Source organism: Bradyrhizobium sp. USDA 4474 (genome assembly GCF_054057515.1).
In genome coordinates this window covers 6138773-6152233 of record NZ_JBSRZJ010000002.1, presented here as the reverse complement: position 1 = coordinate 6152233, position 13461 = coordinate 6138773, and the positions used below count along the sequence as shown (strand labels likewise).

Sequence of the window (13461 nt, the reverse complement as noted above, 5' to 3'; positions counted from 1 at the left end):
CAGCGAGCGAGATCATCGGGTGCGTGGAAGCCGATCTCAACGAGATGGAAATTATTTTCCACGATGCGGCAGCTGCGAGAAAACCACATCCGGCTCAAGCAGTTAGACCGAAAAATACGTGAAAGAAAATACGTCAAGGAAGATCATTCGAAGAGCGGCGCCAGCTCCATCTGCGGCACCAGCACGAGGCCCTTGTCGGTGATGCGAATTTCCGGAATGACCGATAGCGGAATCAGGTTGAAGCCCATGTAGGGGATGGTGCAACCCGCCTCCGCCCATTCCTTCTTCAACACCTTGACCTCCTCGGCCACCTCGGTGACGCGCTTGTCGGACAAGAGGCCGGCGATGGGGAGGGGGACCAGCGCCCTCACCTTGCCATCAGCGACGACGCAGACGCCACCCTGCTGGGCTTTAATCGCTGAGATCGCGACCTGCATATCGCCCTCGTTGGTTCCGGCGACGATGATATTGTGGCTATCGTGGCCGACGCTGGACGCGACCGCGCCGCGCTTCAGGCCAAAATCCTTCAGCAAGCCATGAGCAACGTTGCCGGCCGACTTGCCGTGCCGTTCGACCACCGAGACGAAGCACAGGCCGTAACGCGCAAACAGCGACGGCCAATCCTTCGCGGGCTCGATCGCGACTTTCTCATGAATCAGCGTAATGCCCGGCAGCGCGGTCTTGATCGCATTGACGGTGCAGGCCTTCGCCGGCAGCTCCGGCGTAAGCTTCAGCTTGTCCGACAGCTTGACGGTCGCATAGGCCGCCTTGGGATATTGATAGCGCTGCGACAGCGCTCGGTCGAGAAGCGGCGTAATCTTGCCGTGCTCGACCACGAACTCACCGCCATACCAGGTGCATTGCGGCTTGAGCTGATCGTCCATCAGCACGAGATCGGCACGGCGGCCGCCGCCGAGCCCGCCGATGTCGCCGTCCATGTTGAAACGCGTGGCGCCGTGCAGCGAGCCCATCGACCAGGCCTGCTCCGGCGACATCCCCGCCTTCACGGCCTCGCGCACCACCCAGTCGAGGCCGAAGAGCAGCAGATCGTCGGCATCGCGGTCGTCGGTGCAAACAGCAGTCCGCTTGTGCGAGGCTGCAAGCTCGGTGATCGTCCGGATCGCCTGCGGCAACGAATGCCACGGCGTGGTCGGTGGTCCGCCGCGCAAAAACACCCAGACGCCGGCGTCGAGCAGATCGTCGGCAATGTCGCGATCGATCGCTTCATGGGTGTCGGTGACACCGGAGGCTGCGTAGGCCGCGACGAATTCGCGGCCGTAGACATGGCCGGACACTGGCCGCCCGCGCTTCAAGGCCGCCGCGAGGATAGCGTGGCTGCGCTCGTCGCCCATAGTCACGGGGACGAAATCCATCTTCTCGCCGAGTGCGACAGCTTCAGGCCAGCGATCGAACAGGCCGGCGATCTTCTCGGGCGTGAGGTCCCCGCCGGCGGTCTCGAGCTCCGCCGAGGTCGCCGGCACCGTGCTCGGCACCGTCAAGAAGATCGAAAGCGGCGCCTCGCGAGCGTCCTCCAGCATCGCCTCGACGCCGGCAACGTCCATGACGTTGCCGATCTCGTGGCTATCGCAGAAAATCGTGGTGGTACCGTTCAGCAGCGCGGCCTCCGCGTAGGCGCAGGCCGTCACCATCGAGGATTCGATGTGGATGTGCGGATCGACCAGCCCCGGCGCGAGGATGCCCCCAGCGGCGTCATACTGCGGCACATCGTTCCAAGCCTTCTTCGCCGTGCCTGACGGCTTCACCGCGGCGATGCGGCCCGCGGTGATCCAGACCTCCCGGCCCGGGTGGATCCGCTCCGAATAGGTCGAGAGCACCCGCGCGCCCGTGATGACAAGGTCGGGCGCGATACGCGCGGAGGCGACATCGGCGAGACGCCGTGTCATCGTATGCAGTGGCGCGACGGCAAACCGGGTGAGTTTGGTCATTAGAACCCTTGTGTGGCTTTACACCCCCACAATCGTTACGCTCTGCGCCATAGCGGGCAAGCTCAAATATAGCAGCACGCCTGCTTAAGCTGTAGGCGGCGAACCGCCGGCTGTCCCCCACCTCGCAGATCTGCGCGAGTTCCGTCTCTCGGCCGTGGTGCAGTGGCGGGTTTGACCCAAATCCGCTCCCATAATTCACCCCTGTTTCATCGCCGGCACGACGCCGCCGAGCGCCGCCGTGAGCTCCGCCGCGACCTCCCGCACCACGCGGCCGATCTCCGGCAGCCGCGTATCGGTGATGCGGCTGGTCATGCCGGACACCGAGATCGCGGCAAGCGGCTCAGCGAGCGCACTATAGACCACGGCGGCGACGCAACGCAGACCGATTTCCGCCTCCTCGTCGTCAACGGCAAATCCCTGTTTGCGAACCGATGCGAGCTCCTTGAACAGATCGCCCGGCCGCACGATGGATTTCTCCGTCAACCTTGGCATGCCGTGATGGCGAATGACGGCGCTGACGTCCTCGTCGGAATAGGTCGCGAGCACCGCCTTGCCGACGCCCGATGTCACCATCGCGACGCGGCCGCCGACCTTGGTCAGCGAACGCATGATCTCGCGGCTCTCCATGCGGGTCAGCACGATGATGAACTCGTCGTCGACCACAGCAAGATTGGCGGTCTCGCGGGTGAGGTCGCGCAGCCTGCGCAAATAGGGAATCGCCTGCGCGGTAAAATTGCGCCGGCGCGCAAAGCGTGCGCCCACGGTAAAGCTGCGCACGCCGACATGCCATTTGGATTCGACACGGTCGAACTGCACGAAGCGGCGGCTTTCCAGCGTCGCCAGCAGGCGATGCACCGTCGAGGCCGACAGGCCGGTGCGGACGGCGAGATCGCTGAGGCGATAGCCTTCGTCGTCCTCAGCCAGAGTTTCCAAGATCGACAGCGCACGGTCGACGGATTGCACGCCGCCGTCCCGGTCGGCCTCGGATGCCGATCGTGGCTCGATGGATTTACGCCGGATCACGTTCTTGCCCATCGCGACCTGCCGCTTCGGCTGGCGTCATTCCGGGGCGCGCATGAGCGCGACCCCGGAATCTCGAGATCCCGGGTTCGACGCTTCGCGACGTCCCAGGACGACAGAAGAGTTAGCTTAGAGCAGGCCCGCGCCGCGGGCCCACTTGTACTTGGCACCGAGCACTTCGACTGGAAGCTCGGTCGAGTAAGCATAGGCCGGAATGCCGTTCTGGTAGAGATATTCGGCGGCCTCCTCAACCTCGACGTCGCCGGCGAGCGAGGCGACGATCGGCTTCACAAACCCCTTGGCCTCCATCTCCTTCTTCACCTCGACCATATTGCGGGCGAACACCATCGGCGGCGTGACGATGGTGTGCCAGTAGCCAAGGATCAGCGAGTGGATGCGCTCGTCCGACAGACCGAGCTTCACCGTGTTGACATAGGTGATCGGCGGCTCGCCGCCGGTGATATCCACGGGATTTCCAGCGGCGCCAAACGGCGGGATGAACTTGCGGAAGGCCGCATCAAGATCCGGCGGCATCGACATCAGCGACAGGCCGTTGTCGACGCAGGAATCCGACAGCAGCACGCCCGAGCCACCGGCACCGGTGATGATCAGCACGTTCTCGCCCTTCGGCGTCGGCAGCACCGGCACGCCGCGGGCGAATTCGAGCAGCTGACGCAAGCTGCGCGCACGGATCACGCCCGATTGCGCCAGGACGTCCTCATAGATCTTGTCGTTACCCGCCAGCGCGCCGGTGTGCGACGAGGCCGCCTTCGCGCCCGCCGAGGTGCGGCCGGCCTTGAGCACGACGACTGGCTTCTTCTTGGAGACACGCTTGGCGGCTTCCGCAAAGGCGCGGCCGTCCTTGAGGTCTTCGCAGTGCTGCGCGATCAGGTTCGTGTTCGGATCCTGCTCGAAGAAGGCGAGCAGATCGTCCTCGTCGATGTCGGATTTGTTGCCGAGGCCGACGATCGCCGACACACCCATTTTCGCCGAGCGCGAAAAACCGATGATGGCCATGCCGATGCCGCCCGACTGCGACGACAGCGCTGCGTGCCCCTTGACATCGTAGGCTGTGCAGAAGGTCGCGCACAGATTCGCCGGCGTATAATAGAAGCCGTAAATGTTCGGCCCCATCAGGCGGATATCGTACTTCTTGCCGACCTCGACGATCTCGGCCTGGAGTTCCGGCGCGCCGGCCTCCGCGAAGCCCGACGGGATCAGCACCGCGCCCGGGATTTTCTTCTCACCGCATTCGGTAAGCGCCGCCGCCACGAACTTCGCGGGGATTGCGAACACCGCAGTGTCGATCACGCCGGGCACGTCCTTGACGCTCTTGTACGCCTTGTAGCCGAGGATCTCGGATGCCTTGGGGTGGATCGGATAGATCTCGCCCTTGTAGCCGCCGTTGATGAGGTTCTTCATCACGGAGTTGCCGATCTTGCCGTCCTCAGCGGAGGCGCCGACAACGGCGACCGCCTTCGGCTGCATGATGCGGCTCATGGCTGCGACAATCTCTGCGGTCGGACGCGGCTTCGGCTTCGGCACATAGGCGAAGTCGACGACGATGCGCACGTCGGCCGCGATCGCGTCCTTCGCGGTGGCGAAGACGGGGTTGAGGTCGAGCTCGACGATCTCAGGGAAATCGGTCACGAGTTGCGAGACCTTGACGATGACGTCAGCAAGCGCCGTGCGGTTCACCGGCTCGCCGCCGCGTACGCCCTTCAAAATTTCGTGTGCCTGGATGCCATCGAGCATCGACAGCGCGTCTTCCTTGGTCGCGGGCGCGAGGCGGAAGGTGACGTCCTTCAACACTTCGACCAGCACACCGCCGAGGCCGAAGGCGACCAACTTGCCGAACGAGCCGTCGGTGATCGAACCGACAATGACTTCGGTGCCGCCGGCCAGCATCTGCTGAACCTGGATGCCCTCGATCTTGGCGTCCGCCTTGTACTTCTTGGCGTTGCCGAGGATGGTCTCGTAGGCCTTCTCGGCATCCTCGGCCGTCTTGACGCCGACGATGACGCCGCCGGCCTCGGTCTTGTGGAGAATGTCCGGTGAGACGATCTTCATCACGACCGGGAAGCCCATCGAGGACGCCATCCTGCCGGCCTCGCCCGCCGACTTCGCCACGCCCTCCTTCGGCACCGGAATGCCATAGGCGTCGCAGACCATTTTGCCTTCCGGCGCGGTCAGGCTGGTGCGGTTATCGGCCTTGACCTGGTCAAGGACCCTGCGGACGACGTCTTTGGAATTGGACATGAGCTTCTCCCTTGACCTTCAGTTCTTGCTTTGCAAAGCGCGCGTGATGCGGCTGCCGTGATACCTGCCGTCGACGCGCTCTGTTCCATCCAGCGGAACGGAGCGGCGAAATGCCTTGATGAGTCCGCCAGCTCTGGATCATAAATCACTGACGATGGCATTTGGTATGCCAGAAGCCAACTTGTCAAGTCACAGCATCACCCAGAACGCCGCAAAAAATAGCCGGCTTGACATTCTGGCATGTGGTATGCCAAAAACTTTCCGGTAAATATTCCTGTAAAAGACGACTCCCACTGGAGGAGAATCGTCGTGTCACTGCGGAAAACAACCAAGGCGTTGCCGAACATGGCCGAGGCAGACATCGCAATCGTTCGTATCGCCCCGGAGAGCAGCTTCAAGAACAAGGCGTATGACGCCTTGAAGGAAGCCATCCTCAGGATGGACATCTACTCGACGCCCGAACCGGTGATGCTGGACGAGCGCGCACTGTCCGAACGCCTGGGCGTCAGCCGTACGCCGATCCGCGAAGCCATCGCGATGCTGGAGCAGGACGGTTTCGTGAAGACCGTGCCGCGCCGCGGCATCATGGTGGTGCGAAGGACCAAGAGCGAGATCGTCGACATGATCCGCGCCTGGGCGGCGTTGGAGAGCATGGCGGCGCGCCTCATCACCACCACCGCACGCAAGAAGGATATCTCGGCGCTGCGCGACTTCTTCAAGGACTTCGGCAAGGACCGCCTGCCCGAGGACCACGTCGAGGAATATTCGCGCGCCAACATCGCCTTCCACCAGTCGCTGATCTCGTTGTCGGAATCCCCTGTTCTTGTCGATCTCACCAACGACCTCTTGCTGCACGTGCGCGGCTATCGCCAGCTGACCATCGGCCGCAAGGACCGCATCGCGGTGTCGCTGCCCGAGCATCTTGCCATGATCGAGGCGCTGGAAGCGCGCGACACCGAACTCGCCGAGAAGCGGGCCCGCGACCACACCCTTGGGCTTGCCGCTTACGTCGAAGAGCACGGTCAGGAACTGTTCACGTAACTCTTCACCTAGCAACATTCACCAGGAGGGCGAAGCACTCGCCCCGTATCCTGAGACCAGGGAGACAAGGCCCATGCTGAACACCGCGACCAAGTCCGAAGCACCGGGCACCGAGCAGGAACTGACGGATGGCTTTCATCTCGTCATCGACGCGCTCAAGCTGAACGGCATCAACACCATCTATAATGTGCCGGGCATCCCGATCACGGATTTGGGCCGCATGGCGCAGGCTGCCGGCATTCGCGTGATTTCCTTCCGTCACGAGCAGAACGCCGGCTACGCCGCTGGCATCGCCGGCTATCTCACCAAGAAGCCCGGCGTCTGCCTCACGGTGTCCGCCCCCGGCTTCCTCAATGGTCTCACCGCGCTCGCCCACGCCACCACCAACTGCTACCCGATGATCCTGGTCTCGGGCTCTTCCGAGCGCGAGATCGTCGACCTCCAGCAGGGCGACTACGAAGAGATGGACCAGCTCGCGATTGCAAAGCCGCTGTGCAAGGCGGCCTATCGCGTGCTGCACGCCCAAGACATCGGCATCGCGTTTGCCCGTGCGATCCGCGCCGCGGTTTCGGGCCGTCCGGGCGGCGTCTATCTCGATCTGCCGGCAAAATTGTTCGGCCAGGTGATGAGCGCCGATGCCGGCCAGAAGTCGCTGGTCAAGGTGATCGACGCGGCGCCCGCGCAAATCCCCTCGCCCGCTTCGGTCAAGCGCGCCCTTGATGTCCTGAAGAACGCGAAGCGTCCGCTCATCATCCTCGGCAAGGGCGCGGCCTATGCGCAGGCCGATGAAGAGATCAGGAGCTTCGTCGAGAAGAGCGGCGTGCCGTTCCTCCCGATGAGCATGGCCAAAGGCCTCCTGCCCGACACGCATCCGCAATGCGCCGGCGCTGCGCGCTCGACGGTGCTGAAGGATTCCGACGTCGTCATGCTGATCGGCGCGCGGTTGAACTGGCTGCTCTCGCACGGCAAGGGCAAGAGCTGGGGCGAAGCTCCGAAGAAGTTCATCCAGGTCGACATCGAGCCGAAGGAAATGGACTCCAACGTCGAGATCGTCGCGCCCGTCGTCGGCGACATCGGCTCGGTGGTCTCAGCCTTCAATCAGGCGATCGCCTCGGGCTGGACCGCGCCGCCCGCCGAATGGACGAAGGCGATCGCGACCAAGCGCGACGAGAACGTCGCCAAGATGGCGCCGAAGCTTATGAACAACAAATCGCCGATGGACTATCACGGCGCGCTCGGCGTTTTGAAGAACGTGATCAAGGATCATCCCGAAGCGATCCTCGTCAACGAAGGCGCCAACACGCTCGACCTCGCCCGCGGCGTCATCGACATGTACCGCCCGCGCAAGCGTCTCGACGTCGGCACTTGGGGCGTGATGGGCATCGGCATGGGCCAGGCGATTGCGGCTGCGCTCGAGACCGGCCATCCCGTGCTGGCGGTTGAAGGCGACTCGGCCTTCGGCTTCTCCGGCATGGAGGTCGAGACGATCTGCCGCTACAATCTGCCGATCTGCGTGGTCATCTTCAACAATGACGGCATCTATCGCGGCACCGACGTCAACGGTGCCAACGCCGATCCCGCAACCACGGTGTTCGTCAAGGGCGCGCGATACGACAAGATGATGGAAGCCTTCGGCGGCGTCGGCGTGAACGCGACCTCGCCGGACGAGCTGAAGCGCGCCGTCGTTGAGGCGATGGCGTCACGCAAGCCCACCCTGATCAACGCGGTGATCGATCCGGCCGCAGGTTCCGAGAGCGGCCGCATCGGCAACCTCAATCCGCAGAGCGTTCTGCAGAAGAAGAAGTAAGTCCTCCCCTTCAACCCTTATTCCCTGTGGTTTGCAGGGGCAGACAGAGTACGGAGCAACATCATGACCAAGGCGCTCGAGGGCGTTCGCATTCTCGACTTCACGCACGTCCAGTCAGGACCGACCTGCACGCAGCTGCTGGCATGGTTCGGCGCCGACGTGATCAAGGTGGAACGCCCGGGCGTGGGTGACATCACCCGCGGCCAGCTGCAGGACATCCCGAACGTGGACAGCCTGTATTTCACCATGCTCAACCACAACAAGCGCTCGATCACGCTCGACACCAAGAACCCCAAGGGTAAGGAAGTCCTGACCGAGCTGATCAAGAAGTGCGACGTGCTGGTCGAGAACTTCGGCCCGGGCGTGCTCGACCGCATGGGCTTCCCCTGGGAGAAGATCCAGGCGATCAACCCGAAGATGATCGTGGCGTCGATTAAGGGCTTCGGCCCGGGACCGTACGAAGACTGCAAGGTCTATGAGAACGTCGCGCAATGCACCGGCGGCGCCGCCTCCACCACCGGCTTCCGCGATGGGCTTCCGCTCGTCACCGGCGCGCAGATCGGCGACAGCGGCACCGGCCTGCATCTGGCGCTCGGCATCGTCACCGCGCTCTATCAGCGCACGCATTCGGGCAAGGGCCAGCGCGTCACGGCTGCGATGCAGGATGGCGTGCTCAACCTCGCCCGCGTCAAGCTGCGCGACCAGCAGCGCCTCGCCCACGGCCCGCTCAAGGAGTACAGCCAGTTCGGCGAAGGCATTCCGTTCGGCGATGCCGTGCCGCGCGCCGGCAACGACTCCGGCGGCGGCCAGCCCGGCCGCATCCTGAAGTGCAAAGGCTGGGAGACCGATCCCAACGCCTACATTTACTTCATCACCCAGGCGCCGGTCTGGGAGAAGATCTGCGACGTGATCGGCGAGCCGACCTGGAAGACCGATCCGAATTATGCCAAGCCGGCGGCGCGCCTGCCGCGCCTGAACGAGATCTTCGCCCGCATCGAACAGTGGACGATGACGAAGACGAAGTTCGAGGCGATGGAGATTCTCAACAAGGACGACATCCCGTGCGGCCCGATTCTGTCGATGAAGGAGATCGCCGAGGACCAGTCGCTGCGCGCGACCGGCACGGTGGTCGAGGTCGATCACCCCACCCGCGGCAAGTACATCTCGGTCGGCAACCCGATCAAGCTGTCGGATAGCCCGGCCGAGGTCACCCGCTCTCCGCTGCTCGGCGAGCACACCGACGAGATCCTGCGCAGCGTGCTCGGCTTCAGCGACCACCAGGTCGCCGATATCCACAAGTCAGGCGCACTCGACCCGCCGCAGAAGCAGGCCGCCGAGTAACGCGGAGCCGCTTCGAGCGAGACGAAAGGGCCGCCTTCCGGGCGGCCCTTTTTTGCGTGGTGAGACCGTCCGGCCACGGGCTCACACCAAAACCCGAAAACAACCCCATGCACCGTAGCCCCCCGCGCCAAATGCAACTTCGTATTTTTCGAATTATCGGTTGACGCGTCGGGCAAAACAGGGGCATGATGCCATCACTCGAAAAAGGCCAGGCTGTGTACTCATTAACCAGCTGTGATGCGCTCTGGGGTCTGAGCGTCAAAATGCGCGGTCGCAACCACAACCGACCGGGGCGGTTCGGCTTTTTGCGCCACGGTATCCTTGCACCCGGCCAGCGCAGCGGCCATCAACGCCAGCGAGGCGGCGTCTCCCCCTGCTAATCGCTATCAGCTTGCGCGGGATTGCGCGCCGTGACGATCCACGTCGCGCCGTCGATCATCACCGACCGCTCGCCGGGGCAGTCCGCGAAGGCGGCACGAACCGCGGCCGAGGCGCGGGCGCGGATGTCGTCGGGCTGATCAACAAGCGCGCGCGACAGCGGGCCGACCTCGAACGTCATCTTCACCGCGTCGTCGATCGCCGCGTCCCGCATCGCGCCCTCGCCAAACGGAACGGAAGCATCGAAGGGCGCGATAGCGATATCGTTGAAGCCGGCCCCCGTCAGGATGCGCGCCACCCGCCCCCGGTCTCCGAACGAGAACGGGCCGGGCGTTTCGGGATCGGGCGGCGCGGTCGCCGGGACGATGCCCTTAATCGCGCCCATCGGCAGGCGCATCCAATCGTTCTCGGCCGCGCCGCGCCAGCAGACGAAAGCGACCCGCCCGCCCGGCTTGAGCGCGCGGCGCATATGGACAAACGCCCCCGTCGGATCGCCGAAGAACATCACCCCGAAACGCGAGAACAAAATGTCGAACGCCCCCTCTGGCAGCTCGGCGCTGCTGGCGTCGGCCACGCGGAACACGACCGGCATATCCGGTGGCGCAATCGCGCGCGCTCGGGCGATCAGTGGCTCGGATATGTCCACGCCCAGCACTTGGCCCCCCGCGCCGACGCGGACGGCCAGAGCCAGGCTTGACGTGCCCGCGCCGCAGCCGACGTCCAGCACGCGCTCGCCCGCCGCGGGCGCGGCGGCTTCGATCGCGGCCTCGCCGAACACCGCCAGCCTGGCGTCGAGCTGGGCCTGGTGGACGATCCAGCGCTCCCCGCTTTGGCCATTCCAATCGGGACGATCGGCATTTTGCTGCGCCATGACATATCCTTGTTCTCTAAGCTGTCCGATGCCAAAGCGCGCATCGTCTTTAGCGAGTAGCGAGGGCGAACGGGATGAATCGATCCATTCTCCGCTGGAGGAACGATCAGGTCCGGACCGACGCCCGTCTGCATCTTTTGGCCTTCAGAACCCGCGCTTTTTTCGATGAGCCGCGCCAGCGCTCCAGGAGTTAAGCGTTCACTATTCTTTTCAACGTGGCCCTTTGCATTGATCGCGGCGTCAGGCGATTAGAAAAGGCTGCCATCTTGTTCGCCAGGCCCGGGATCACTATCGCCCTTCCTTCTGAGAGCGCCGCGATACCACTCGCGGCGACCGGACGAGGCTTCATGGTGAGGAGGCGCAGCAAGGCGGTTGTGGCTGCACCGGCAACCGCATCGAAGCCCGTCGCGGTGTGCCCCGGGCAGAGAGTGGTAACAACCACACCATGCGAGCGGAGTTCGTCGTGCAGGGCCTCGCCAAGGGCTAGGACATACGCCTTGGTCGCCGCATAGGCCGCGTAGCTTGGAACGGCTTGGAAGGCCATGAGGCTGGCGACGAGAAGGATATGTCCAGATCGCCGCGCGGCCATGTCACGGCCGAACAGGTAGGTCAGCTCTGTAAGCGTCGTGATGTTGAGCTGGATCATGTCCGTCGTGCGCTCGATTGGCATGTCCAACAAAGCGCCGTGCAAGCCGTATCCGGCACTGTTCAGCAAGATGTCGATCGTCACCGACCTCGCATCGAGACTGCTTTTCAAGTGGCTGGCCGCGCCCGGCGCGGCAAGATCGATCGCCTCGACCAGCACATCCACCCCGTATTTGCGGCGAAGATCGGCGGCAAGCTTTTCCATCGACTCCCGCCTTCGGGCCGCCAATACGAGATTGACTTTCTGCGCAGCCAGGAGATCTGCGAAGTCGAGGCCGAGGCCACTCGACGCCCCAGTGATCAGGGCCCATTTTCCTGCGAAGCTGTTCATTGGTCCTCTCAAACCACCATCGACTGCTGGGCAAAGATACCCGCCATCGCGCCCTGCGATGATGCCTGGGTGACCGAGGGCAAGAAGGGCGTGGTGAGGTCGCCGGCGGCGTAGATGCCGGGCGTGCTGGTTTGACGGCGCTCGTCGACCTTGAGGACGATGCCAGCGGCCGTAGCCACGGTGGCAAGGCCCAGTGATTCATGCAGGCTTGCGGACGGCTTGTTGCGCGGATTGGCGAACAGGATGTCGACCGCGACTTTGCGGCCGGTATCGAGATTGACGGTCGCTATATGGCCCGCGTGATGGGCGATCTCGATGATCCGGCCATCGACGAGCGGTGTGTTGCGGCGCGCCAGATCGGCCTGGATATCAGCCGGAATGTCATGACCATCGGCGAAGAGCGTCAACTTGTCGGTCCAATCGTGGAACAGCCTGACCTGATTGTGCGACTGCGGGCCGGACCAGACGAGGCCCCAATGCTGGCCGGCGACTTCAAAGCCGTCGCAATAGGGGCATGGCACGATGGACGTGCCCCAGCTTTCGGCGTAGCCCGGAACATCAGGCATCTGGTCGGCTACTCCATAGCTCAGGATCAGACGACGCGCCGGAAGGCTTTCACCATCGCCAGTAAGGACAGAGAAATTGTCGATGGCGCCGGAGACGCTGTCGGCCCGGGCACTGAAAAGCTTGATCGCGGGATAACGCGCCAACTGCCGCCGCGCCTCCGCCAGGATGTCCAGCGGCGGCTTGTGATCGTGGCCGAGCAGTCCATGCGAGTGGCCGGCGAAGCGGTTGCGTGGCAGACCGGTATCGAGAACGGTGACCTTGCGGCGGGCGCGGCCGAGCTGAAGGGCGCCGGCGAGACCGGCAAAGCTGCCGCCGATGATGATGACGTCATCCATGGTGATGGGCTCCGTGTTGTGGATGGAGGGAGACGAGTTGGGCTTGGCGGTGGCCTGAGCGCGTGCGAGGTCGATGGGAAAGCGCAGCCAACTTCAGCAGGGCTCGTCTTTGCATCGAAGGAGTCACCCTACCCCTGGCTTGCACATTTCAGATACTTCATGGTATCGTAATTCAAGAATTAGGATACTGTCAAGTACTGGAATTTCCGTGACCGAAAACAGCCAGGGCCGGCGCGGCCGGCCCGCCAACGAGGCGCTTGGCCAAACCATCATCGACGCCGCGCGCGAGCTCTTTGTGGAGTTGGGTTTTCAAGCGACGACATTGGACAAGGTCGCCCAGCGAGCGAAGATATCCAAGCTCAGCATCTACAGGCACTTCGAGAACAAGGAGGCGCTGTTCAGCGCGGCCATGGCGGCCGGCTGCCACCAGTTGTTTGCACCACAGCCCCTTCTTGAAGGCGTAGACGGTTCGGTCGAAGATCAGCTCGTGGCGGTGGGATCATCACTGCTTCGCACGCTGTTGAGATCAGACGTCCGCAGCCTCGAAGCCATGGTCATGGCTGACAAGACGAGTCAAAACGCGTTAAGCAAGCTCCATTTCGAAGCCGGCCCCGCCCATGTCATCGCCGAAATCGAGGCCCTGTTGCGTCAGTTGCACGCGAAGGCGGTTCTGAACGTGCCCGATCCTCTCCGGTCCGCCCGATTGTTCGCCGCGCTTTTCAAAGGATCCGATCTCCTGATGATCGCACGCTTCGATCAGGCGAAAGCAGAGGACGACAACGAAATCGAATCCTATTGCCGGTCGGCCGTCGCCATGTTCATCGCCGCGCACCGTGACAACGACCAAGTGGGCGGAGATTTGCCTGCCTCAAGGTCAAAAAACAAAATTTGAATCGTGCGTCACCTAGTCGGCCAGCAGG

The 13461-nt window shown here is 63.4% G+C and carries 10 protein-coding genes and 1 pseudogene; 4 read left to right on the top strand and 7 right to left on the bottom strand.

Annotation, left to right across the window (positions count from 1 at the left end; translation table 11 throughout):
• Positions 1-143 precede the first annotated feature (143 nt).
• The 3 genes from ACVW16_RS30440 to ACVW16_RS30430 form a co-directional block, all read right to left on the bottom strand.
• Positions 144-1946 (bottom strand): adenine deaminase C-terminal domain-containing protein, encoded by a 1803-nt coding sequence (locus ACVW16_RS30440; protein WP_456734596.1) that lies wholly within the window; start codon positions 1944-1946, stop codon positions 144-146.
• A 195-nt stretch (positions 1947-2141) separates the two neighbouring features.
• A complete protein-coding gene (locus ACVW16_RS30435; protein WP_456802541.1) occupies positions 2142-2981 on the bottom strand; it encodes an IclR family transcriptional regulator in 840 nt (279 codons plus the stop codon).
• Positions 2982-3095: 114 nt separating this feature from the next.
• Positions 3096-5225, bottom strand: coding sequence for an acetate--CoA ligase family protein (locus tag ACVW16_RS30430; RefSeq protein ID WP_456702685.1), 2130 nt, complete (start codon positions 5223-5225; stop codon positions 3096-3098).
• Positions 5226-5534: 309 nt separating this feature from the next.
• Here ACVW16_RS30430 and ACVW16_RS30425 point away from each other — a divergent pair, with 309 nt between their 5' ends.
• From ACVW16_RS30425 to frc, 3 genes are all read left to right on the top strand, one after another.
• A complete protein-coding gene (locus ACVW16_RS30425; RefSeq protein WP_456702684.1) occupies positions 5535-6266 on the top strand; it encodes a GntR family transcriptional regulator in 732 nt (243 codons plus the stop codon).
• 73 nt (positions 6267-6339) lie between these two features.
• The gene (gene oxc / locus ACVW16_RS30420) at positions 6340-8073 is read left to right on the top strand and encodes an oxalyl-CoA decarboxylase (protein WP_092226699.1); all 1734 of its coding nucleotides are present in this window, start codon (positions 6340-6342) and stop codon (positions 8071-8073) included.
• A gap of 63 nt (positions 8074-8136) precedes the next feature.
• Positions 8137-9414 (top strand): formyl-CoA transferase, encoded by a 1278-nt coding sequence (gene frc / locus ACVW16_RS30415; protein WP_456702683.1) that lies wholly within the window; start codon positions 8137-8139, stop codon positions 9412-9414.
• A gap of 227 nt (positions 9415-9641) precedes the next feature.
• Here the strand turns inward: frc and ACVW16_RS30410 are convergent.
• The 4 genes and pseudogenes from ACVW16_RS30410 to ACVW16_RS30395 all read right to left on the bottom strand — a co-directional run.
• A pseudogene (locus tag ACVW16_RS30410) lies at positions 9642-9761 on the bottom strand (efflux RND transporter periplasmic adaptor subunit); the annotation flags it as partial.
• 29 nt (positions 9762-9790) lie between these two features.
• The gene (locus tag ACVW16_RS30405) at positions 9791-10663 is read right to left on the bottom strand and encodes a class I SAM-dependent methyltransferase (RefSeq protein ID WP_456734594.1); all 873 of its coding nucleotides are present in this window, start codon (positions 10661-10663) and stop codon (positions 9791-9793) included.
• A 190-nt stretch (positions 10664-10853) separates the two neighbouring features.
• Positions 10854-11639 (bottom strand): SDR family NAD(P)-dependent oxidoreductase, encoded by a 786-nt coding sequence (locus ACVW16_RS30400; protein ID WP_456702681.1) that lies wholly within the window; start codon positions 11637-11639, stop codon positions 10854-10856.
• 8 nt (positions 11640-11647) lie between these two features.
• Entirely contained in the window at positions 11648-12541 is an 894-nt protein-coding gene (locus ACVW16_RS30395) for an NAD(P)/FAD-dependent oxidoreductase (protein ID WP_456734593.1), read from the bottom strand.
• 208 nt (positions 12542-12749) lie between these two features.
• Here ACVW16_RS30395 and ACVW16_RS30390 point away from each other — a divergent pair, with 208 nt between their 5' ends.
• Positions 12750-13433, top strand: a complete 684-nt coding sequence (locus ACVW16_RS30390) for a TetR/AcrR family transcriptional regulator (protein WP_456702679.1) — start codon at positions 12750-12752, stop codon at positions 13431-13433.
• Positions 13434-13461: the final 28 nt, after the last annotated feature.